Source organism: Deinococcus actinosclerus, assembly GCF_001507665.1.
In the GTDB taxonomy this organism is placed as follows: domain Bacteria; phylum Deinococcota; class Deinococci; order Deinococcales; family Deinococcaceae; genus Deinococcus; species Deinococcus actinosclerus.
In genome coordinates this window covers 2,138,592-2,159,106 of record NZ_CP013910.1, presented here as the reverse complement: position 1 = coordinate 2,159,106, position 20,515 = coordinate 2,138,592, and the positions used below count along the sequence as shown (strand labels likewise).

Here is a 20,515-nt window from a genome sequence, read left to right as displayed (position 1 = left end):
AGGTGGCGCAGGTGGGCGCACAGGAACGCTCTACACTGAACGGGTGACCGAGCGGCCCACGCGACTGCAACTCCCGGACGACGTGCAGGCCGCGCCCACCCCCGGCACCCTGACCGTGGACGGCGTGATCGAGGCGCTGGGGGTCGGGCCGTTCCAGATCCGGCTGCTGCTCATCTGCGGCCTGACCTTCGCCGCCGACGCCATGGAGGTCCTGCTGATGGGCTTCGCGCTGCCGGGCGTGAACGCCACCTTCGGCCTGCCGCCCGGCGCGCTGGGCGCCACCATGCTGCTCTCGGCGACGTTCGCGGGCATGCTGATCGGCGCGCCCTTCTGGGGCCGGCAGGCCGACCTGCACGGGCGCCGCCCGGTGTTCCTGTTCACGGTGCTGGCCGGCGTGATCTTCGGTCTGGTGGGCGCCATGGCCCCGAACATCTGGGTGCTGGTGATCGCGCGGGTGCTGGCCGGCTTCGCCATCGGCGGCACCATGGCCGTGGACTACGCCCTGATGGCCGAGTTCGTTCCCCGGCGCGTGCGCGGACGCTTCCTGGTCCTCACCGAGGGCTTCTGGGCGATCGGGACGCTGCTGATCGGCGCGCTGGCGTACCTGCTGGGCCAGCTGCTGCCCCCGCAGGAGGGCTGGCGGGTCCTGGTGGTCATCGCGGCGCTGCCCGGCGTGGTCGGCCTGCTCGTGCGGACTGGCGTGCCGGATTCTCCCCGCTGGCTGCTGACCCGCGGCCGGCTGCCCGAGGCGCGCGCCGCCCTGGCCCGCGTCGCGCAGCTCAGCGGCCGTCCCCTGCCGCCCGGACCGCTGCTGGCGCCCCGCCACGTGCCCGCGCGGCCCCCCCGCTGGGCGGCGCTGCTGGCGCCCCGCCTGCGCGACCGGACGCTGCTGCTGAGCCTCACGTGGTTCGGCATGAGCCTGGGGTACTACGGCATCTTCTCCTGGCTCCCCACCCACCTGCGCACGCAGGGCGTGGACCTGGGCGAGGCGTACCGGACGACCATGCTGCTGGCCCTGGCGCAGGTGCCCGGGTACCTGCTCGCCAGTCTGCTCGTCGAGTGGGTGGGCCGCCGCGCGACCCTGCTGGCCTTCATGCTCGCCAGCGCGGCGGGCGCGTACCTGTTCCTGCTCTCCGACAGCCCGGCCTGGTCGCTGCTGGCCTCGGGGGCGCTGTCGTTCTCGCTGCTGGGAGCGTGGGGCGCGCTGTACGCCTTCGCGGCCGAGGTGTTTCCCACCACCCTGCGCGCCAGTGGCATGGGCACGGTCAGCGCCGCCGCGCGGCTGGGCAGTCTGGTCTCGCCCGTGGCGGGCGGGCTGCTGCTCAGCGGCAATCTGGAACAGGCGCTGACCGTGTTCGCCGCGTCGTTTATCATCTCGGCCGGGTGCGTGTGGGCCACCGGGCTGGAACCGCGTGGTCAGCCCATTCCCGAAGGAGAGCAGGGATGAACGACGCCTCACCGCTGGGATCGGCGCTGTTCACCGATCTCTACCAGCTCACGATGATGCAGGGCTACCACGAGGCCGGCCTGCACACCCAGACCGCCACCTTCGACCTGTACTGCCGCCGCGCGCCGTTTCACGGCGGGTACGCGGTGTGGGCCGGACTGGACCCGGCCCTGAGTGCGCTCGAGGGCCTGCGCTTCACGGACCGGGACCTCGCGTACCTGGAGGGCACCGGTCTGTTCCGCCCCGCCTTCCTGGGCGCCCTGCGCGGCTGGCGCTTCAGCGGGCAGGTCACGGCCTTCCCGGAGGGCCGCGTGGTCTTCCCGCACGAACCGCTGCTGACCGTGCGCGGGCCGCTGTGGGAGGCGCAGCTCGTCGAGACGGCGCTGCTGAACGTCCTGAACTTCCAGACCCTGATCGCCACGAAGGCCGCCCGGCTGGTGTCCGCCGCGCAGGCCAGCCCGCACGGGGGCGAGGTCGTGGAGTTCGGCGCGCGCCGCGCCCAGGGCCCGGACGGCGCGCTGGGCGCCACGCGCGCCGCCGTGATCGGCGGGGCCACCGGCACGAGCAACGTCGAGGCCGCCGCCCGCTACGGCCTGCGCGCCACCGGCACGCACGCGCACGCCTGGGTCGAGGCGTTCCCCACCGAACTGGACGCCTTCCGCGCCTACGCCGCGCTGTACCCGGACGCCACCACGCTGCTGCTGGACACCTTCGACACGCTGCGCAGCGGTCTCCCAAACGCCCTGACCGTCGCGCGGGAACTGCGCGCGGCCGGGCACGAGCTGCGCGGCGTGCGGCTGGACAGCGGGGACCTCGCGTACCTGTCCGCGCAGGTGCGCGCCGCGCTCGACGGGGCGGGGTTCCCGGACGTGCAGATCGTCGCCAGCAACGACCTGTCCGAATTCGTGATCGAGAGCGTCATCAAGGGCGGCGGCCGGGTGGACGTGTACGGCGTCGGCACCCAGCTCGCCACGGGCGGCGGCGAGGGCGGCGGCGCGCTGGGCGGCGTGTTCAAGCTCGTGGCGCTGGGCGGGCAGGACCGCATGAAACTCACCGGGGACCCCGCCAAGGCCAGCGTGCCCGGCGACAAACGCGTCTGGCGCGCCCGCACCGAGCAGGGCGGACTGGTCATGGACGTCATCACGGGCCTGGACGACCCCGCGCCGCAGCCCGGCGAGCGTGTCAGCGACCCCACCAACCCCCTCGGGTCGCGCCGCGTGCCCGCCGGACTGACCTGGACCGACCCGCGCGTGGTCGTCATGGACGGCGGCGTGCGCCGCCAGGCGCCCGAACCGCTGACCGACCTCCAGGCCCGCGCCCGCGCGGAGATCGCCGCGCTGCCTGAAGGCACCCGCCGCCTCCTGAACCCGCACCGCTACCACGTGAGTCTGGGTGCCGCACTCCAGGCGCGGCGCGACGCGCTGATCGCCACCCTGCGCGACCGCCACGGGCTGTGATACGGATTCCGTCTGTTTCGCCAACAATCCGGAACGTCACCAGATTGCCGGCTCCACGTCCGGAACCCGCCCCGCTCCCACTCGCATCCGCTCGGATTGCATGGGCTTTGCAGCCCATTCAACCGGAGTCCGTATGACCGGCCCGCTGGCCGTGTACGTGGGCCGCTTCCAGCCGCCGCACGCCGGGCACCTGCACACCATGCACGCGGCCCTGGACCGGCACGGTCGGCTGCTGGTGCTGCTGGGCAGCGCGAACCTCGCCCGCAGCGCCCGCAATCCGTTCACGCCGCGCGAACGGGCCGGGATGATCCGCGCCGCGCTGCGCGAGTCTGGAGTCCCGCCGGGCCGCGTGACCCTGCGGCCCCTCCCGGACGAGTTCGACGCGACCCGCTGGGCGGCGCACGTGCGGCAGCTCGCGCGGGCGGAGGCCGGGGACGCCCCGGTCCACCTGACCGGCTTCGAGAAGGACGCCAGCAGCAGCTACCTGCACTGGTTTCCCGACTGGACCCTCGACCCCAGCCCACCCGTGACGGCGCAGGAAGGCGTGCTGAACGCCACGGCGGTGCGCCGAGCCCTGCTGGAACGGGACGAGGTGCCCGCCCACCTGCCCCCGACGGTCGCCGCGTTCCTGACCCGCTTCCGGGACACCCCCGCGCTCACCCGCCTGCGCGCCGAGTGGATGGCCCTCCAGGCCGAACTGGCCGCCTGGGACGGCACGCCCCGTCACGAGCGCCTCGACCTGCACCTGTCCCGCGAGCACGGCGAGGACTGCGTGTGGCTGGCCCGCCGCCCCGGCCCGGTCGGTGCGGGCCTGTGGACGCTGCCCGCCACGCCCCTGTCCCCGGAGGCGCGGCCCGCAGGGGCCGCCGTGTTCGCCCACCCGGCCCGCTCGCTGGGCGTGCCGACCACCGCGCACGTCGTCCGCGTGGCCGCGCCGCCGCCCGGCACCCGCCCCGTGGCCCTCGCGCGGGCGCTGGCGCGGCCCCGGCAGTTCTTCGAGGACCACCACGTCATCCTCCGGCGGAGGCTGGAGGTTGGGGCGGGCCGCAGTCGCGCGTGACAGGCAGAGGCTGCCTATCAGCCATCCTCCATCGGCCATCCGCCTGTCTGAAACGGGCCTGTGACGGGCGCCGGGCATGATGGCCCTGTCCATTCCAGCGGGCCCGGCGGCTTGACACCCCGGCAACCCGCGCCGCAAGCTGCCCCTGACTTTCACAAGCCCACCCCCCACTGACTTCAAGGAGGTCACCCATGCCCTGGACCCGAGACGAGATGGCTGCCCGCGCGGCCCGTGAACTGCAGGACGGCTACTACGTGAACCTGGGCATCGGCCTGCCCACCCTGGTCGCCAACCACATCCCAGGCGGCGTGAGCGTCATGCTGCAAAGCGAGAATGGCCTGCTCGGCATCGGGCCGTTCCCCACCGAGGAGCAGGTGGACCCCGACCTGATCAACGCCGGGAAGCAGACCGTCACGGCGCTGCCCGGCGCGAGTTTCTTCTCCAGCGCGGACAGTTTCGCCATGATCCGCGGCGGGCACGTGAACCTCGCGATCCTGGGCGCCATGCAGGTCAGCGAGAAGGGTGACCTGGCGAACTGGATGATTCCCGGCAAGATGGTCAAGGGCATGGGCGGCGCGATGGACCTCGTGGCGGGCGTGCAGCGCGTCGTGGTCCTCATGGAGCACGTCGCCAAAGGGGACGCGCACAAGATCCTGCCCGACTGCACCCTGCCGCTGACCGGGCAGGCGGTCGTGAACCGCATCATCACAGACCTGGGCGTGCTGGACGTCACGCCGGATGGCCTGAAACTGGTGGAACTCGCCCCGGGCGTGACGCTGGAGGAGTTGCAGGCGAAGACCGGCGCGCCCATCCACGCGTAACCCGTTCAGGCGACCGGCCCTGGTGTCACGCCGGGGCCGGTCGTCGTTCAGCGGTGGAACACGGCGGTCACCGGGCCGTCCGGGCGCAGGGTCACGCCCGCGTTCAGGCCGGTGGGGCCGCCGTCCGGGACGGTCACGCGCACGTCCCGCAGCAGCAGCGCGGCGATCAGCCCCGCCTCCATCAGCGCGAGGTTGTTCCCGATGCACATGCGCGGCCCCAAGCCGAACGGCATGAACGCGTCCGGGGTGCGTTCGCCGCGCAGCCAGCGGTCCGGCACGAAGGCGTTGGGATCTGGCCAGTACGCCGCGTGCCGCTGCAGCAGGTAGATGCACACCGACACCGCCGCGCCTTCCGGCAGGTCGAAGCCCGCCACGCGGACCGGGGCGGTCGCCTGCCGGGGCACCAGCCACGCGGGCGGGTACAGCCGCAGCGTCTCCTGGATGCAGGCGTGCAGCAGCGGCAGGCGCGGGAGGTCGGCGGCGGTGGGGTCGCGGTCCCCCAGTACCCCGCGCAGTTCGGCCTGCACGCGGGCCTGCACCTCGGGGTGGCGCGAGAGCAGCAGCAGCAGGAACGTCAGGGTGTTCGCGGTCGTCTCATGCCCGGCCAGGAACAGGGTCATGACCTCGTCGCGCAGTTCGCGGTCACTCAGGCCGCCGCCCTCCTCGTCGCGGGCGGCGAGCAGCAAGCCCAGCAGGTCGTTCCCCGGGGCGCCGGCCTCCTGCTCGGCGCGGCGCGCGGCGATGATGCGCGCCACGATGGCGTCCAGCGCCCGGCTGGCCGCTGCCGAGCGTTGCCCGGCCGGGGTGGGCAGCCAGCGCGGCAGGTCCACCACCGAGCGCACGCGACTGGCCGTGTGATCGAGCAGGGGCGGCAGTTCGGCCTCCACCACGGCCAGTTCCTCGTCGGTCAGGCCGGTGCCGAACAGGACCGACGCCACGGCGCGCAGCGTGACGCGCAGCATCTCGCCGCCCACCTCCAGCCCCGCCCCGGAGTCGGCGGCCTTCAGCAGGGCCGCGTGGGTGGGCCGGGTCGCCTGCACGATGTCGTCTGCCATACCGCTCAGCGCCGCGCGGTGAAAGGAGGGCTGCATCAGGCGGCGGTGGGTGCGCCACGTCTGCCCCTCGGCGGTCAGGAGGCCGGTGCCCAGGAAGTCCTGCATCTTCTGGATGCCGCGTCCCTTGCGAAACCGCGCGGCCTGCGTGACCAGGACCTCGCGCGCCGCGTCCGGGTGCGTGACCATCAGCACCTCGCGCGGGCCGATCCGCACGCGGAAGGCGTCCCCGTACGCGGCGCGCAGGTGGCGCAGGTACCCCAGCGGGTCGCGGCGCAGGTCCAGCGCGGAGCGCAGCGGCGAGGTGCGGGGGCCGGGCGGCAGGGGAGAGGAAGCAGTCACAGTGACCTCCAGTCTGACACCCGGTCGGCGGTGTGGGTTGGTGTCTCCCGCCTCCCCCCTGGGGGGTCACTTGCGGCAGGTCAGGTCCACCCGGAAACTCGGGTCCAGCACCGAGAAGCGCGCCTTGACGCTGCTGTCCAGCTTCGGGTCCACCTCGAACAGGAACTTCTGGGGGGTCGCGGCGGCGACGGCAGCGGCGTCCAGTTTCTCCTCCGGGAAGATCTGGAAGGTTAGACCGTTCCCGTGCCCTGCGGCAGTTTCGCGTAGGTCTTGTCCTGCCACGCGCCCACGCCCAGGGTCATCTTCGCCCAGCTGTCGCCGTCGGCGAAGGTCAGGTTCCGCGCGCTGTTGTAGTGAATGCCCGCGTCATCCAGGGTCAGGGTCTGCGTGGTGCCGTTCTTCACCTCGACCGTGACGGCGTACCCGTCGCCGTACGGGTTGTTGTGGAACGGCGTGACCTTCGTGACGCGCAGGCGCCAGATGCCGTTGAACAGCCACTCGTTCACGCAGCCGGTCACGCTGGCCTTCGCGTTCGCGCCGCCCTGCGCCGCCAGGACTTTCTGAAGGTCGGCCAGTTTGATGTACGTCACCCCGCCGATGACGCTGGTGTTCACGGTGGTGGGTTGCCCGTTCAGGGTGAGGGTCACGGGGGCGGCGGCGGCGATGGACAGGGCGGTCAGGGCCAGCAGGGTCGTGAGGTGACGCATGGGTGCTCCTTGGAGACGCCGGGGACTGGGACTGAAGCGTCTGTGCGGCCAGCCTGCAACGGGCACCGTTGCGCCGCCGTTGCAGTCCGCTGAGGGCCGGACAGCGCCGGGTATCCCACACACCCCTAACGAGCGTTTGTTAGACTGGCGGCAACAATGACCCAGCCCGACACCAGCGCCCCCCCGGCGCCCCCGACCCGTAGCGCGTGGCAGGACGCCCTGGAACGCCTCGTCACCGACCGCCTGACCGTCCACGCCGGTGGCGGCGCCAAGGCCCAGCAGCGCCAGCACGACAAGAACCGCCTCACCGCCCGCGAACGTATCCGCCAGCTCATCGACGATGGGACCCCCTTCGACGAACTGATGACCTTCGCCGGCTGGGAGATGTATCAGGATGTCGGCGGCTGCCCGTCCGGCGGGACCGTCACCGGCATCGGCACCATCCAGGGCCGCCCCTGGATGATCATCGCCAACGACGCCACCGTGAAGGCCGGCGCGTTCTTCCCGATCACCGCGAAGAAGGTCATCCGCGCGCAGACCATCGCGCTGGAAAACCACCTCCCGGTCGTGTACCTCGTGGACAGTGCCGGCGTGTACCTGCCCATGCAGGACGAGATCTTTCCCGATCAGGACGACTTCGGCCGCGTGTTCTACCTCAACGCCCGCATGAGCGCGCGCGGCATCCCGCAGATTGCCGCGATCATGGGCAACTGCGTGGCGGGCGGCGCGTACCTGCCCGTCATGTGCGACACCCTGATCATGACCGAGGGCTCGGGGCTGTACCTCGCCGGACCTGCGCTGGTGAAGGCTGCCATCGGACAGGTCGTGGACAGTGAGGACCTCGGCGGGGCGGGCATGCACGCCTCCATCGCCGGGACCGTGGATTACAAGGAACCCGACGACGCCGCCGCACTGAGGCGCATCCGCGCGCTGGCCGACCTGTACGCGCAGGGCGAAAGCGCCCCCTTTGCCAGACGCCGCAAGGAGACGCTGCCCGCCCCGGAACGCGACCTCACCGACCTCGTCGGCTTCGACGGCAGCAAGACGTACGACGTGCGCGACCTCATCACCGCCCTGGTCGATGGCGGCGAGTTCCACGAGTTCAAACCCGAGTACGGCGAGACGCTCGTGTGCGGCTTCGCCCGCGCCGGTGGCTACCCCGTGGCGTTCGTGGCGAACCAGCGCACCGTCATCAAGAAGAAACTCAAGAGCGGCGGCGAACCCGGCCTGCGCACCCGCATCGAGGTCGGCGGCGTCATCTACGGCGACAGCGCCGACAAGGCCGCCCGCTTCATCATGGACGCCAACCAGGCCGGCGTGCCCCTCGTGTTCCTGAGCGACGTGACCGGCTTCATGGTCGGGCGCGACAGCGAACAGGAAGGCATCATCCGGCGCGGCGCGAAACTCGTCAACGCCGTGTCCAACACCGTCGTCCCCAAGATCACCATCATCACCGGCGGCAGCTTCGGAGCGGGGAACTACGCCATGAACGGCAAGGCCTACGCCCCCCGCTTCCTGTTCGCGTGGCCCAGCGCCAAGTACGCCGTCATGAGCGGGAACGCCGCCGCCAAGACCCTGCTCGACATCCAGCTCGCGGCCCTGAAGCGCAGCGGCCACCAGCCCGACGACGAGGAACTCCAGCGCCTCTACGACGAGGTCAAGAGCAAGTACGACACCGAACTCGACCCCCGCTACGCCGCCGCCCGCCTCTGGGTCGACGAGATCATCCCCCCCAACGACACCCGCGACCGCCTCATCCGCGCCCTCGAAGCCTGCGCGCAGAACCCCCACCAGGACGAATTCCGCGTCGGCGTGTTCCAGGTGTAGGGGGCGGATGGCTGAAGGCCGATGGCCTATGGCCTATAACGCCCCAGCCACACCCCCACCCCTCTCCATCTGCCATCCGCCATCTGCCCTCCGAAGGAGAATTCCATGACCAGCACCCTGAACCGTCCCGATGTCAGCAACCCGAACACGCAGTCCATGAACGATGACCAGCGCACCATCATCGGCGCGCTGCGGAGCTTCCTGAAGAACAAGGTGGAACCCGGCGCGGCCGAGCGCGACCAGACGAGCGAGTTCCCCATGCAGATCGTCCGTGAACTGGGCGAGATGGGCATCATGGGCGCGCAGACGCCCGAGGAGTACGGCGGGGCCGGGCTGGACACGGCGACGTTCGCGATGATCATCGAGGAGATCGCCGCCGTGGACGGCAGCCTGTGCCTGACGGTCGCCTCGCACAACAGCCTGTGCCAGGGGCACATCCTGATCGGCGGGACCGAGGCGCAGAAGCAGAAGTTCCTCCCGGCCCTGGCCAGCGCGGAGAAACTGGGCGCGTGGGGCCTCACCGAGCCCGGCAGCGGCAGTGACAGCGGCGGCATGCAGAGCAATGCCAAGGAGCAGCCCGACGGTTCGTGGATCCTGAACGGCAGCAAGAACTTCATCACGCAGGGCAGCGTCGGCGGCACGTACGTCGTCCTGGCCCGCACCGACGCCGCCCGCCCCGGCAAGGGCAAGAACGACGGCATCAGCGCGTTCGTGTTCAACCGCGACGAGGTGCAGGGCTTCTCCATCGGCCGCAAGGAAGACAAACTTGGCCTGCGCAGCAGCGACACCGCGCAGCTGATCTTCGAGGACATCCACCTCCCTGCTGACGCGCTGCTGGGCGAGCGTGGGAACGCCTTCAAGGACGTCATGAAAGTCCTCGACGGCGGGCGCGTCGGCATCGCCGCGATGGGCCTGGGCCTGGGCCGCGCCGCATTCGAGTACGCCGCCCGCTACACCACCCAGCGCGAACAGTTCGGCAAACCCATCGGGCACAACCAGAACCTCGCGTTCCGCCTCGCCGACATGGACACCAAACTGGAAGCCGCGCGCCTGCTCATCCGCAAGGCCGCCGACCTCAAGGACGCGGGCATGAACTTCACCGTGCCCGTCGCCCGCGCCAAACTCTTCGCGACCACCGTCGGCGTCGAGGCCTGCGACGAGGCCATCCAGATGCTCGGCGGGTACGGCTACATCAAGGAGTACCCCGTGGAACGCATGTGGCGTGACAACCGCCTCACCCGCATCGGCGAGGGCACCGACGAGGTGCAGCGCCTCGTCATCAGCCGCGACGTCCTCAAACGCTTCGCGGACTGAACCCCGTGTCCGCCAGGGTGCGGATGACAACCCGAGGCGCGGCGCCCAGCATGGAGGGGTGCCGCGCCTCAACACCATGTCCCTCCGAACACTGCTCACGGCCAGAGTGAAACTCCCCCTTCGTTCGGATGATCGGCTGGAGCATGTGCTGGAGCGATTCCATGTGCCGTTCGGTGCGATACGAACCGGGAAGGGTGTGTCGCACCTTCAGCGCAACAATCTGGTGTTCTGGTTCATCGAAGGTCGTCTCGACAGCGTCGAGGTGACAACCAGCGCCCAGCACGGTCTGTCCGACCTCGTGAACTGGTGTGGCTTCGACCCCTTCTCCGGCGATCTCCTGGGATGGTGCGCGGCGCAGGGGATTCCCGTCACCCTGATGCATGAGGAGGGAGGGGGGCAACTCTGGAGTGCCCCCTCCGGAGCCCTGATCGCTCTTCAGGAGGGACGGCTCTGGAACGTCACCCTCGCGCTGCACGCTTGAACACGCAAATCGGTCAGCCTGCCGGTGATCTCCCAGTGTCACAATCAGTCATGAACCCCGGAAGATTGTTGGGTGGTGGGGCGGCGCTGGTGCTGGGCGCCTGGTTCCTCTCGACCCGCCGAGCCGCCTCGTATGCTCAGCTGCACCCGGAGTTGCGTTCTCCGTTCGTGCGGTTCCGTTCGCCGCCCTTCACGCGGGGCGTCGTGGCGTTGATGCAGGCGGTGCAGGCCCGCGCGAAGGCTCCGGCGCTGCCGGACGGGGTGGCGGTGGAGGAGCGGCGCATTCCGGGACCGCCCGGGGCGCCGGACGTGACGGTGTTCGTGTACCGGCCCCCGACCCTGGCGGCGGGTGCGGCGGCGATCCTGAACATTCACGGGGGCGGGTACGTGACGGGCTCGGCGGCGGCGTACCACCCGCAGAGCGCCGGGTACGCGCGGGACCTTGGTGTGGTCGTGGTGGGCGTCGAGTATCGCCTCGCACCCGCCACGCCGTTCCCTGGCCCGCTGGAGGACTGCTACGCGGCCCTGACGTGGATGGCCCGTGACGCAGAGGCGCTGGGGATCGACCCGGCCCGCATCGCGCTCGTGGGGGACAGTGCCGGGGGCGGGCTGGCCGCCGCGCTGGCGCAACTCGCGCACGACCGGGGCGAGGTCACGCCCGCCTTCCAGCTGCTGTACTACCCCATGCTGGACGACCGCACGGCCCTGAACGCCGATCACGCCGGGCGGGGTGAGTTCATCTGGCGGCCCGCGTCGAACGTGCTGGGCTGGACATCGTACCTGGGCCGCCCACCGCGCCTGGACAGTGCCCCGGCGTACGCAGCGCCCGCCCGCCGCGCCGACCTGACCGGCCTGCCGCCCGCGTGGATCGGTGTGGGCACCCTCGACCTCTTCCACGCGGAGGACCGCGAGTACGCCCAGCGACTTCAGGCGGCGGGCGTGCCCTGCGAGTACGTGGAGGTGCCCGGCGCGTACCACGCCTTCGAGCGCTTCACGCCGGACTCCTCGGCTGCCCGTGCATTCACGGCCTCCGCCCTGAAGGCCCTGCGGAGCGGGCTGAGCCTGTCCTGAAGAGGTCCCGGGCGGTTTTCAGTCAGTTCCCGTACACCACGAAGACATCGGTGGTGCTGGCACTCGTGTTCCCCTCTCGCTGTGAACTCATGGCGATGTACTTACCCGCCTTCGTGGCGTAGACGAGAAGTTCTGAGCCACTCAGGCGAGAGCTGGGGAGGGCGTTGTACCTGGAGTACGCCGCCTGGCTGTAGCCCAGGGACCGGGTCTTATAGATCAGGTCGTGGAAGGTCGAGCTCCAGTTGCGGGCGCCGTAGATCTCGATCCACTTCACGGGAACGCCCCTGGCCCGGGCGTTCGCCATGATCTCCGCTTTCAACTGCTGAGCTCCGGCGTCGCAGGCCTGTTGCAGCAGGGCGCCGCCGCCACCGGACGGGTAGGGAATCTTCACCAGTCCGTTGAACGCGTGCGTGGGCGCTCTGACGCACTGTGCGCCAGCCAGTCCGGTGATGCTCAGTGCCGTCAGAACAGTGATGGAACGGGCATTCATGGTGACCTCCTGGGAGAAGGTCAAGGTAAAGGCTGCCCATGGTGGCCGCCTGAGAGTTCGCCCTGCACGGCTGGGCAGAAGATGAGGACAGGCACAGGAACTGCCGGGCCCTCCGGCGGCTGGGCGCCAGGAGAGGACAGTAATCTGGGCCGGCGCTCTATGAGAAGACTCCGGAGATCGCCGTGTGAGAGGTGCTCACCTGCATATCTCAGGCACGTTCCTGGCGGCGTCAGCAGGGCCCGGGCCCAGAACAGTGATCAGACATCAGACTGGAATGTCCACCCGCGGCCTGATCGTGATTTCTTCGCGGTGTCGTTCGATCACGAGGCCCACGTCGCTCAGCGTGATGGTGTCCAGCATGGGCTGGTAGTACTGGAGGCGGCGGGCGACGTCGGGCAGGTGGTATGTCCAGTACAGGCCCATCAGCGGGTTGATCCACAGTTTGCTGCCGTCCGTGCGGCTGGTGGCGTGGTGGTCGCCGTACTGCCCGTCGATGGCGCTGACGACGCTGCTGTTCACGATGCTGGTGTAGCGGGGCATCATCTGGAAGGCGGCCTCGCAGGTTTCCTTGTACTTCTGTACCGGGGGCATGTCGGGCGTGAGGCTGAACGCGCCCAGGTACGCGCCGCCCCGGGCGAGTTCGGCGGTGGCTTCCAGGTAATCGGCGTGCGAGACGCCGTGGAAGTGGTCCACGCCGAAGCCCAGGCAGGCCAGCAGCTTCTTCGGGCCGCGCAGTTCGTTCACGGCGACGAGGCTGGTGGCGTCCTCGTGCGGGGTGCCCAGCCCGGACTCGTCGCCACGCATCAGGGAGTCGGTCCCGCCGTCCACGAGGATGATCGTGTCGATGCTCAGATGCTGCACCAGCGCCTCGTATGCGCTTTTCAGGGGCTTCACGCCCACCTTCCGCAGGGCGTACACGGTGCCCGGTTCACCTTGCGTGACCAGCCAGCGGCTCAGCCAGTACTCCGGGAAGTACTCGCCGAGCGGCACGAACAGATCCGGCGTGACGGGCACCACCGCGTGCGGCAGCGGGCCGTTCGGGCCGAGGCCCAGGCTGGTGAACGAGTAGTTCGCCAGGAATACCTCTTTCCCCTCGGCCTTCAGTGCGAAGTACAGCGGGAGCCCGCAGAACACGTCGAATCCACCACCCATCCCGGCGATCAGCACGCGGTGCGAGTCCTGAAGTTCCCGGAAGAAGGGCAGATGGAGGGAAGGCATGGGACACCATTCTGGCATGGACTGTCATTGTGGACCGCACTCTCTTGGTTGAAGCCCGTAGACTTCTAAAGGAAGACCGCCCTCACGTGCTTCTGAGGGCGGTCCTCCTTCGGGCAAAGAGTCTACTGACTGAGCTGGCCGATGATGCTGAACATGGGCAGGAACATGCCGGCAACGATGGTGCCGACGATGCCACCCAGGAAGACGATCATCAGTGGCTCAATGGCGGCCGTCATGCTGTCGACGGCCTCGTCCACTTCACGGTCGTAGAAGTCGCCGACCTTGACGAGCATGTCGTCTAGGGAGCCGGTTTCTTCACCGATGCTGATCATGCTGACGACCATCGGGGGGAAGACCTTGCTGGTCGCGAGGCTGCTGCTCATCTGCTCACCTACCATCACGACGTTCTTGGCATTGTCGATACTCGCCTCGACAATCGCGTTGTTGGCCGTGCCCTTGGTGATTTCTAGACTCTCGATGATGTTGACCCCGCTGCTGATGAGCAGGCCGAAGGTGCGGGCGAACGAGGAAATCGCACTCTTCTGAATGAGGTTGCCTAGGATCGGCACCTTGAGCTTGATGTCGTCAATGACGGTCCGCCCTTTGGGTGTGTTGTAGTAGGCCCGGTAGGCGAACGTACAGACAGCGGCAATGGCGATCATGATCAGAATCTGATGCTGAAGGAAGTTGGAGACGGCCATCAGCATGCGCGTGATGAATGGCAGCGGGGCGTTCAGTTGCGCCAGGATCCCGGCGAACTGCGGCACGATCGTCGTGAGCAGGAAGTAGGTGATGAGGATGGCGAAGACCAGGACCACCACTGGGTAGGTCAGGGCGCTCTTGATCTTGCCGCGCAGTGCCAGTTCCTTTTCCTGGAAAGCGGCGATGCGTTCCAGCACGGAGTCCAGCGTGCCGCTCGTTTCCCCGGCGCGGACCAGGTTCAGGTACAGGCGGTTGAAGATCTTGGGATGCTTGGCGATGGCCTCGCTCAGGGGCGTCCCGGCCTCAATCTCACCGCGCATTTCCTTGACAACTCCCTGGAAGCCCTTGTGCTCGATCTGTTTTTGCAGAATCGCCAGTGACTGCACGAGGGGCACCCCGGCGTTGATCAGGGTGGCCAGCTGCTTGCTGAAGATGGCGACCTGTTTCAGGCTGGGCGGGCGGTTGTCGAGGAAGGGGATCTTGATGTCGGCGTTCAGGCCGGTCTTGGGGGCCTTGATCTCGACGATCATCAGGCCCTTGGAGCGCAGGGTGTCGCGGACCTGGTTGGCCGTCTCGGCTTCCATCTGGGATTTCAGCACCTTGCCGGAGCGGTCTCGCACGCGGTATTCGAAGACGGGCATGCCGGTCAGTATAGACTGTGGGCCTTGCGGTGACCTTACAGATTCGGGGGCAAACCCTGGATCAGGACGCGGCTGACAGGCATGATGAACAGTTTGACGAACAGATTGACGAGTCGGCAGCCGGACGTTCCCTGGGCCGCGCTGCTCCTTGAGGCGGCGCGGGTGCTCAGGGCGGGCGGCGTGGTCGCGTACCCCAGCGAGACCGTGTGGGGGCTGGCGGCCCTGCCGGACGCGGCGGCGCAGCTGTTCCGGCGCAAGGGGCGGGATGAGGGCAAGCCGGTGCAGGGGTCCTTCCTGGATCTGGAGGCCGCGCGGGCGTTCGTGCAGCCGGACCGGGCCTTCGAGGCGCTGGCGGTCTTCCTGCCGGGGCCACTGACGCTGGTGATCCCGGCCTCGGCGGCGTGTCCGGCGGCGCTGGCGCCGGGCGGGCGCGTGGGGGTGCGGGTGCCGGATCACCCGGTCGCGCAGGCGCTGCTCGCGCAGGTGGGCGGCGTGCTGGCGACCACCAGCTGTAACCGCAGTGGGGAGGCCGCCGCCCTGACCTTCGCGCAGGCCCGTGCGCTGGACCTGGCTGATCTGGTGCTGCCTGACGCGGGCGTGCCGGCCCAGGGGCTGCCGAGTACGGTGCTGGACGTCCCGGCGCGGCGGGTGCTGCGCGAGGGCGCGGTGCCGGCGGCCCGGGTGCTGGCGGCGCTGGACGGTCTGGCGTGAGCGGGCCCGGCCTGCCGGCGCTGGTGGGCGCGGCGCTGCTCGCGGCGGGGCGCCCGGTGACGCTGCGTGAACTCTCGCAGGTGCTGGGGGTGCCCGAGGACGCGGTCCGGCGTGAGGTGGAGGGGTTTGCCGACCGGGTGGCGCAGGCGGAGCTCGGCTTTCAGGTGGAGGCGGTCGCGGGCGGCTACCGGCTGGTGGTGCCCCCGGTGATCGCCCCGTACCTGTCACCCCTGCTGTCGCCGCCGCCGCTGCCGGTGCTGAGCAGCGCCGCGCTGGAGGTCCTCGCGGTGATCGCGTACCGGCAGCCGGTCACGCGGGCGGAGATCGAGGCGATGCGGGGCGGCAGTGCCAGTACGGTCGTGACCCTGCAGGAACGGGAACTCGTGAAGGTGGTGGGCCGCTCTGACGCGGTGGGACAGCCGCTGCTGTACGGCACCACCGAGCGGTTCCTGCTGGACTTCGGGTTGACGACCCTGGCGGACCTGCCGCCGCTGGAATCCGGGTCGTTCGCGCACCTCCTGCGCAGCTGAGGGCCGGGGCGGTCGCGGCGGCCGTGGGTGCGTCCGCTGGGGAGAGTGCACTTGCCCGGGCGGGCCGGATGAGCGAACATGAGCCTCCGAGGGTCTTCCGTGTCGGAGCAGGATTGTCCTCAGCCCCCTCCTACATGACGAAATCCACTGCCAGCCTCGAAACGTTTGATTTTCTGGAACTGCTGTACCTGCTCTCCGAGCAGGGCCGCAGCGGCGTGCTGTCGGTGCACCGGCCCGACGGACAGTTCCAGGCGTGGCTGGAGGGCGGCCGGGTCCGGCACCTGCAACTGGGAGACGATCTGGGAGTGCCCGCGCTGGCGCGGCTGATGCAGGATCCGGTGGGCCGCTTCCAGTTCGACGAGGGGGTCACGCATCCCCGCCCGCGGCTGGACGCCACGCTCGACGAGGTGACGCTGGAGGCGCTGGAGGCGCTGCCGGTCAGGGAGCTGCCCTTCGACGGGCCCGGCCGGATCACCTCGCCGGAACGGGTGAGCCGCATGCGCTGGAGCCTGAAGGAACTTGACGTCCTGAAGATGATCGAGGCGCAGAAACCCGTGAGTGACCTGGTCGCGGATCCCGAGGTCAAGCGCATGCTGCTGAAACTGGTGCGCATGGGGCTGCTGGTGGCCCGGCGGTCACGGACGGCGCGGCTGGTCGTGACGGTCACGCGGCAGGTGCGGGACGTGGTGCTGGTGGACGAACTGATCATGCGCCGCTGGAAGGAGGACATCGTGCGCCACCCGCAGTTCGTGGCGATCCGGGGTGACTCGGGCAAGGTGGTGTCGCTGCCGGTGCGGGCGGGCAGCAACCTGACGACGCAGCTGATGATCCCGCCGGAGCTGCTCATGCGCACCGCGCTGCGCGCCGGTGAGAGCGTGCTCGTCAAACCTGTCTGACCATGGGCCCGTTCGGGCGTCAGCCCGTCTGGGCGTCCCCGCCGGGGCCGGCGAGCCGCCCGGTACACTGGCGCGGTATGGCCTTCACCTCCGCTGCACAGCAGGCGCGCCGCGTTCAGGCGCGTGACCTCTCCCCGCAGGATCTGACTACGCAGGCCCTGACCCGCATCGAGGCGGCCCGTGACCTGAACGCCGTGGTCAGCGTGAATCCGAACGCGCGCTCCCAGGCACAGGCGGTGCAGGCGCGCCTGGACGCCGGGGAGAGCCTGCCGCTGGCGGGCGTGCCCGTGATCGTGAAGGACAACATCAACGTGATGGGCACCGAGACCACCTGCGGCAGCCGCATCCTGCGCGGGTACGTGAGCCCCTACGACGCGACCGCCGCCGCGCGCCTGACCCGCGCGGGCGCCGTGATCGTCGCCAAGGCCAACATGGACGAGTTCGCGATGGGCAGCTCCACCGAGAGCAGCGCGCACGGCCCCACCCTGAACCCCTGGGACACCGGCCGCGTGCCGGGCGGCAGCAGCGGCGGGAGCGCCGTGGCGGTCGCCGCGAACCTCGTGGACATCAGTCTGGGCAGCGACACGGGCGGCAGCGTCCGCCAGCCCGCCTCGTTCACCGGCGTGTACGGCCTGAAACCCACCTACGGGCGCGTGAGCCGCTCGGGGCTGGTCGCGTACGCCAGCAGCCTCGACCAGATCGGACCGTTCGCCCGCAGCGCCGAGGATCTGGCGCTCATCATGAACGTCATCGCCGGGCACGACCCGCTGGACGCCACCAGCCTGGACGCGCCCCCGGCGTTCGCGGCGGGCACCCCGGACGACCTGCGCGGCCTGCGGGTGGGCGTGATCACCGAGAGCCTCGCGGGGAACACGGCGGGTGTGGACGCCACCCTGAGCGCCACGCTGGACGCCCTGCGCGGCGCGGGGGCCGCCGTGAGCGAGGTCAGCCTGCCCGAACTGAAGTACGCCATCGCCGCGTACTACCTGATCGCCATGCCCGAGGCGAGCAGCAACCTCGCCCGCTTCGACGGCATGGTGTACGGCCAGCGCGCGGCGGGCAGCGACCTGACCGAGGCGATGACCCTCACCCGCGAGCAGGGCTTCGGGCCCGAGGTGCAGCGCCGCATCCTGATCGGCACGTACGCCCTGAGTAGCGGCTACTACGACGCCTACTATAGCAAGGCCATGAAGGTCCGCCGCCTGATCGCCGACCGCTTCACCCAGGCCTTCACGCAGTTCGACGTCCTGGTCACCCCCACCAGTCCCTTCCCCGCCTTCCGGCGCGGCGAGAAGACCAGCGATCCCCTGGCCATGTACGCCGCCGACGTGGACACCGTCGCGATCAACCTCGCGGGCCTGCCCGCCCTGAGCGTCCCCGCCGGATTCGAGACTGCGGAGGGCGTGCGCCTCCCGGTCGGTGTCCAGTTCATCGCGCCGCCCTTCCAGGACGAACGCCTCGTGCGGATCGCGGGCGGCCTGGAAGGCATCGGGATCGCGCAGCCGCAGGTGGCCCCGGGGTACTGACCCTGGAGCGTGGTACGTGGTGAGGGACCCTCACCACGACCCCGTCACGCCCAGGCGCGCACGACCTTCAGCTGCTCGCCGTCCCCGTCCACGACCGCCACGAGGTCGCCGTTCAGGGTGACGACGTGGCGGCCCTGCGCGGGATGCGCCGGGCGTTTACCCTGGCGCAGTTCGCGGGCCAGTCGGTCGTCAGCCTCGATCACCGGGAAGTCCAGCGCGGCCAGATCAGGTATGCCGGTCGCGCCGGGCAGGTCGTCCACGGTCACGGCGTCACGCAGGTCGTAGCGGCCCACGCGGGTGCGCACCAGCCCGCCCAGGTGCGCGGGCACGCCCAGCGCCGCACCGACGTCGCGGGCCAGGGAGCGCAGGTACGTGCCGCTGCCCACGCTGGCCCGCACGAGCAGGGTGGGGAACTCACCCAGCGCGGGCGGCAGGGTGAAGGTGTGGCCGGTGTCCGCCGGGGTCCAGTTCTGCGGGTCGAAGGTGCGCGGCGCTGCGTCCACGCTGGGGTACACGCCCAGCAGGTCCAGCGAGTGGATCATCACGTGCCGGGCGGGCAGGTCCAGCGCACCCCCGGCGCGGGCCACCGCGTAGGCCCGCTGGCCGCCCACCTGGATGGCGCTGTACTGCGGCGGCACCTGCGCCTGCGGCCCGGTGAACGTGTTCAGGAGCTCCTGCACGCGCGCGGTGTCCAGCTCCGGCACGGTTGCCACCTCGTCCACCGGCCCTTCCGCGTCCAGGGTCGGCGTGCCGGCCCCGAGGCTGATCCACGCGAGGTAATCCTTGCTGTCGGCTTCCATGAACTGCACGACCTTCGTGCTGTCGTCCACGCACAGCACCAGCACCCCGGTCGCCAGGGGGTCCAGGGTGCCGGTGTGCCCCACGCGCTTGGTGCTGCGCGCCCGCCTCGCGCGGTTGACGACATCGTGCGAGGTGAGGTTCAGCGGCTTGTCCACGGCGATCACGGGCATACGCGCGAGGCTAGCAGAGCGCGGCGGGGGGCGTCGCGCGGACGGGGCGGCCCCCGCGTCCCTCATCCGTCCGGCGCGTAAACTGGGTCTCGTGTTGCGTGTCGCGTTCTGGCTGACCGCCCTGCTGTTCATCCCGCTGGGCCTGTACCTCTACTTCCTGCCGCCGGACGTGGCGTCCCTGGTCGGCGTGTCGCCGCTGTGGCTGGCGCGCGCAGCGGGCGCGCTGGTGTTCGCGTGGGGGGCCTTCCAGGTGGCGGCGAGTTTTGCGCCGGACCGCGTGAAGATCGGCGGGCTGGTCGGCGGGCACCTGCTGCTCGTGGCGGCGCTCGTGCCGGCCGCGCTGCGTGGCGGGGACGCCCTGCCCGCGCCCGTGCGCACGGTCCTGCTGGTCGTCGCGGGGGTGCTGACCGTGCTCGCCGTCCTGGGGCTGCTGGGCGCGCCGTCGCGCCGGGGTCGGCTGTGAGCGCCGAACGCCTCCAGAAGCGCCTCGCCCGCGCCGGGGTCGCCTCGCGCCGCGCCGCCGAGGAGCTCATCAGCGCCGGGCGGATCACCGTGAACGGCGAGGTCGCCACGCTGGGCCGCACCGTCACCGACGCCGACGACATCCGCCTCGACGGGCAGCTCATCGAGACCGAGAGCGTCCCGAAGGTCACGTACATGCTGTACAAACCGCGTGGGTACGTCACCACCGCCCGCGACGAGTACGGCCGCCGGAACGTGCTGGACGCCATGCCCCGCATTCCGGGCCTGCACCCGGTGGGCCGGCTCGACCGCGACTCGGAGGGGCTGCTGCTCCTGACCACCGACGGCGACCTGACGCTGACCATGACCCACCCGCGCTACGGCCACGAGAAGGCGTACCGCGCCTGGACGGACGGGCCCCACGAGCCCACCCAGGCCGATCTGGACGCCCTGACGGGCGGCGCCCTGAAGCTGGAGGACGGCCCGGCCCGCGCCCTGCTGGCGACGCCCGCGCGGGGTGGGGCGTTCGTGACGCTCGGTGAGGGCCGCAACCGGCAGGTGCGCCGCATGATGGAGGAGATCGGCCACCCGGTCACGCGCCTGCTGCGCTACCGCGTGGGCGGCCTGTGGCTGGGCAACATGGAGGTCGGCGAGTACCAGCAGCTCGACGAGCGGGATCTCCAGGACCTGCTGCACCCGGAGAAGGTACCCGCGCCCATCTGGGAGCGCCAGTGGGACCGCATCCAGAAGCGCTGGGGATGACGACCGCGTGCAGGGCCGCACCGGGGTC

At 70.3% G+C, this 20,515-nt stretch carries 21 protein-coding genes; 14 read left to right on the top strand and 7 right to left on the bottom strand.

Annotated features, from left to right (window positions below):
• Nucleotides 1-43: 43 nt before the first annotated feature.
• From AUC44_RS10445 to AUC44_RS10430, 4 genes are all read left to right on the top strand, one after another.
• Complete coding sequence (locus AUC44_RS10445) at nucleotides 44-1,447, top strand: MFS transporter (RefSeq protein ID WP_335338661.1); 1,404 nt, start codon at nucleotides 44-46, stop codon at nucleotides 1,445-1,447.
• Nucleotides 1,444-2,904, top strand: a complete 1,461-nt coding sequence (locus tag AUC44_RS10440) for a nicotinate phosphoribosyltransferase (protein ID WP_062158576.1) — start codon at nucleotides 1,444-1,446, stop codon at nucleotides 2,902-2,904. The genes AUC44_RS10445 and AUC44_RS10440 overlap by 4 nt, the downstream gene beginning before the upstream one ends.
• 133 nt (nucleotides 2,905-3,037) lie before the next feature.
• A complete protein-coding gene (locus AUC44_RS10435; protein ID WP_062158575.1) occupies nucleotides 3,038-3,964 on the top strand; it encodes an adenylyltransferase/cytidyltransferase family protein in 927 nt (308 codons plus the stop codon).
• 191 nt (nucleotides 3,965-4,155) lie between these two features.
• On the top strand, nucleotides 4,156-4,785 hold the full coding sequence (locus AUC44_RS10430) for a CoA transferase subunit B (protein WP_062158574.1): 630 nt from the start codon (nucleotides 4,156-4,158) through the stop codon (nucleotides 4,783-4,785).
• A gap of 47 nt (nucleotides 4,786-4,832) precedes the next feature.
• Here the strand turns inward: AUC44_RS10430 and AUC44_RS10425 are convergent, their stop codons facing one another.
• From AUC44_RS10425 to AUC44_RS10420, 3 genes are all read right to left on the bottom strand, one after another.
• On the bottom strand, nucleotides 4,833-6,179 hold the full coding sequence (locus AUC44_RS10425) for a cytochrome P450 (protein WP_062158573.1): 1,347 nt from the start codon (nucleotides 6,177-6,179) through the stop codon (nucleotides 4,833-4,835).
• 66 nt (nucleotides 6,180-6,245) lie between these two features.
• A complete protein-coding gene (locus AUC44_RS16555; protein WP_157445312.1) occupies nucleotides 6,246-6,461 on the bottom strand; it encodes a hypothetical protein in 216 nt (71 codons plus the stop codon).
• A complete protein-coding gene (locus AUC44_RS10420) occupies nucleotides 6,410-6,886 on the bottom strand; it encodes a hypothetical protein (protein WP_062158572.1) in 477 nt (158 codons plus the stop codon). Before AUC44_RS10420 ends, AUC44_RS16555 begins: the two co-directional genes overlap by 52 nt.
• Before the next feature lie 156 nt (nucleotides 6,887-7,042).
• Between AUC44_RS10420 and AUC44_RS10415 the strand changes: the two genes are divergently transcribed.
• The 4 genes from AUC44_RS10415 (at nucleotide 7,043) to AUC44_RS10400 (ending at nucleotide 11,578) form a co-directional block, all read left to right on the top strand.
• A complete protein-coding gene (locus AUC44_RS10415) occupies nucleotides 7,043-8,713 on the top strand; it encodes an acyl-CoA carboxylase subunit beta (RefSeq protein ID WP_062158571.1) in 1,671 nt (556 codons plus the stop codon).
• Nucleotides 8,714-8,818: 105 nt separating this feature from the next.
• Nucleotides 8,819-10,027, top strand: a complete 1,209-nt coding sequence (locus AUC44_RS10410) for an acyl-CoA dehydrogenase family protein (protein ID WP_062158570.1) — start codon at nucleotides 8,819-8,821, stop codon at nucleotides 10,025-10,027.
• A gap of 58 nt (nucleotides 10,028-10,085) precedes the next feature.
• Nucleotides 10,086-10,508 (top strand): hypothetical protein, encoded by a 423-nt coding sequence (locus tag AUC44_RS10405; protein WP_062158569.1) that lies wholly within the window; start codon nucleotides 10,086-10,088, stop codon nucleotides 10,506-10,508.
• Between the two features lie 50 nt (nucleotides 10,509-10,558).
• Nucleotides 10,559-11,578, top strand: coding sequence for an alpha/beta hydrolase (locus AUC44_RS10400; protein ID WP_082689027.1), 1,020 nt, complete (start codon nucleotides 10,559-10,561; stop codon nucleotides 11,576-11,578).
• Between the two features lie 22 nt (nucleotides 11,579-11,600).
• On the opposite strand, the gene AUC44_RS10395 is transcribed toward AUC44_RS10400, so the two are convergent.
• From AUC44_RS10395 to pilC, 3 genes are all read right to left on the bottom strand, one after another.
• Nucleotides 11,601-12,068, bottom strand: a complete 468-nt coding sequence (locus AUC44_RS10395; RefSeq protein ID WP_157445311.1) for a hypothetical protein — start codon at nucleotides 12,066-12,068, stop codon at nucleotides 11,601-11,603.
• A gap of 264 nt (nucleotides 12,069-12,332) precedes the next feature.
• Nucleotides 12,333-13,286, bottom strand: coding sequence for a DUF1152 domain-containing protein (locus AUC44_RS10390; RefSeq protein WP_062158566.1), 954 nt, complete (start codon nucleotides 13,284-13,286; stop codon nucleotides 12,333-12,335).
• A 122-nt stretch (nucleotides 13,287-13,408) separates the two neighbouring features.
• Nucleotides 13,409-14,629, bottom strand: a complete 1,221-nt coding sequence (gene pilC / locus AUC44_RS10385; protein WP_062158565.1) for a type IV pilus assembly protein PilC — start codon at nucleotides 14,627-14,629, stop codon at nucleotides 13,409-13,411.
• Nucleotides 14,630-14,710: 81 nt separating this feature from the next.
• Between pilC and AUC44_RS10380 the strand changes: the two genes are divergently transcribed.
• The 4 genes from AUC44_RS10380 (at nucleotide 14,711) to gatA (ending at nucleotide 18,292) form a co-directional block, all read left to right on the top strand.
• Nucleotides 14,711-15,340: an L-threonylcarbamoyladenylate synthase gene (locus AUC44_RS10380; protein ID WP_231724416.1), complete on the top strand. Its 630-nt coding sequence runs from the start codon at nucleotides 14,711-14,713 to the stop codon at nucleotides 15,338-15,340.
• Nucleotides 15,337-15,870: an SMC-Scp complex subunit ScpB gene (gene scpB, locus AUC44_RS10375; RefSeq protein ID WP_231724415.1), complete on the top strand. Its 534-nt coding sequence runs from the start codon at nucleotides 15,337-15,339 to the stop codon at nucleotides 15,868-15,870. Before AUC44_RS10380 ends, scpB begins: the two co-directional genes overlap by 4 nt.
• Before the next feature lie 134 nt (nucleotides 15,871-16,004).
• Nucleotides 16,005-16,766 carry a DUF4388 domain-containing protein gene (locus AUC44_RS10370; RefSeq protein WP_062158563.1) on the top strand — a complete coding sequence of 254 codons (762 nt, stop codon included), beginning with the start codon at nucleotides 16,005-16,007 and terminating at the stop codon, nucleotides 16,764-16,766.
• A 77-nt stretch (nucleotides 16,767-16,843) separates the two neighbouring features.
• Complete coding sequence (gene gatA, locus AUC44_RS10365) at nucleotides 16,844-18,292, top strand: Asp-tRNA(Asn)/Glu-tRNA(Gln) amidotransferase subunit GatA (RefSeq protein ID WP_062158562.1); 1,449 nt, start codon at nucleotides 16,844-16,846, stop codon at nucleotides 18,290-18,292.
• 44 nt (nucleotides 18,293-18,336) lie between these two features.
• Here the strand turns inward: gatA and truB are convergent, their stop codons facing one another.
• Nucleotides 18,337-19,263 (bottom strand): tRNA pseudouridine(55) synthase TruB, encoded by a 927-nt coding sequence (gene truB / locus AUC44_RS10360; protein ID WP_062158561.1) that lies wholly within the window; start codon nucleotides 19,261-19,263, stop codon nucleotides 18,337-18,339.
• 91 nt (nucleotides 19,264-19,354) lie between these two features.
• Here truB and AUC44_RS10355 point away from each other — a divergent pair, with 91 nt between their 5' ends.
• A complete protein-coding gene (locus AUC44_RS10355; protein ID WP_062158560.1) occupies nucleotides 19,355-19,726 on the top strand; it encodes a hypothetical protein in 372 nt (123 codons plus the stop codon).
• Nucleotides 19,723-20,487, top strand: coding sequence for a pseudouridine synthase (locus AUC44_RS10350; RefSeq protein ID WP_062158559.1), 765 nt, complete (start codon nucleotides 19,723-19,725; stop codon nucleotides 20,485-20,487). The genes AUC44_RS10355 and AUC44_RS10350 overlap by 4 nt, the downstream gene beginning before the upstream one ends.
• The last annotated feature ends 28 nt before the right edge of the window (nucleotides 20,488-20,515 follow it).

What these genes read in the sequence shown, in the direction of transcription:
- AUC44_RS10440 (WP_062158576.1), top strand. Translation starts at nt 1,444, where the DNA reads ATGAACGACGCCTCACCGCTGGGATCGGCGCTGTTCACCGATCTCTAC.
- AUC44_RS10435 (WP_062158575.1), top strand. Translation starts at nt 3,038, where the DNA reads ATGACCGGCCCGCTGGCCGTGTACGTGGGCCGCTTCCAGCCGCCGCAC.
- AUC44_RS10430 (WP_062158574.1), top strand. Translation starts at nt 4,156, where the DNA reads ATGCCCTGGACCCGAGACGAGATGGCTGCCCGCGCGGCCCGTGAACTG.
- AUC44_RS10420 (WP_062158572.1), bottom strand. Translation starts at nt 6,886, where the DNA reads ATGCGTCACCTCACGACCCTGCTGGCCCTGACCGCCCTGTCCATCGCC.
- AUC44_RS10415 (WP_062158571.1), top strand. Translation starts at nt 7,043, where the DNA reads ATGACCCAGCCCGACACCAGCGCCCCCCCGGCGCCCCCGACCCGTAGC.
- AUC44_RS10410 (WP_062158570.1), top strand. Translation starts at nt 8,819, where the DNA reads ATGACCAGCACCCTGAACCGTCCCGATGTCAGCAACCCGAACACGCAG.
- AUC44_RS10400 (WP_082689027.1), top strand. Translation starts at nt 10,559, where the DNA reads ATGAACCCCGGAAGATTGTTGGGTGGTGGGGCGGCGCTGGTGCTGGGC.
- AUC44_RS10395 (WP_157445311.1), bottom strand. Translation starts at nt 12,068, where the DNA reads ATGAATGCCCGTTCCATCACTGTTCTGACGGCACTGAGCATCACCGGA.
- AUC44_RS10390 (WP_062158566.1), bottom strand. Translation starts at nt 13,286, where the DNA reads ATGCCTTCCCTCCATCTGCCCTTCTTCCGGGAACTTCAGGACTCGCAC.
- pilC (WP_062158565.1), bottom strand. Translation starts at nt 14,629, where the DNA reads ATGCCCGTCTTCGAATACCGCGTGCGAGACCGCTCCGGCAAGGTGCTG.
- AUC44_RS10380 (WP_231724416.1), top strand. Translation starts at nt 14,711, where the DNA reads ATGATGAACAGTTTGACGAACAGATTGACGAGTCGGCAGCCGGACGTT.
- AUC44_RS10370 (WP_062158563.1), top strand. Translation starts at nt 16,005, where the DNA reads ATGACGAAATCCACTGCCAGCCTCGAAACGTTTGATTTTCTGGAACTG.
- gatA (WP_062158562.1), top strand. Translation starts at nt 16,844, where the DNA reads ATGGCCTTCACCTCCGCTGCACAGCAGGCGCGCCGCGTTCAGGCGCGT.
- truB (WP_062158561.1), bottom strand. Translation starts at nt 19,263, where the DNA reads ATGCCCGTGATCGCCGTGGACAAGCCGCTGAACCTCACCTCGCACGAT.